The organism is Pseudomonas sp. BCRC 81390, assembly GCF_030341915.1.
Taxonomy (GTDB): Bacteria; Pseudomonadota; Gammaproteobacteria; order Pseudomonadales; family Pseudomonadaceae; genus Aquipseudomonas.
Window position 1 is genome coordinate 1 of sequence record NZ_JATAAG010000076.1, and the last position, 242, is coordinate 242.

Genomic DNA, 242 nt, shown 5'->3' on the forward strand with positions numbered 1-242 from the left:
TTGGCCGACTGGGTGGTGCCGGTGCCGACGTTGCCGGCCAGGTCGGCGATGCCGCTGTTGTTCAGGCTGATGACGTTGCTGGCATCCTGCACCGCCAGCGCCGGGGTAAAGGTCGCGGTCCAGGTGATGCCGCCGTCGCTGCTGGCCAGGTTGGCCAGGGTGCCGTTCTGCGCGCTGAGGTCGGCCAGGTCGAGGCCGTTCACCGCTTCGCTGAAGGTGATGGTGACCTGGGTCGTCTCGCC

Annotated in this window: 1 protein-coding gene; it reads right to left on the reverse strand. The window is 68.6% G+C overall.

Features of this window, described 5'->3' with window-relative positions; genetic code table 11:
- Positions 1–242, reverse strand: a 242-nt coding sequence (locus QSV36_RS23010) for an Ig-like domain-containing protein (protein ID WP_289134778.1), incomplete at both ends; no start/stop codon positions are given.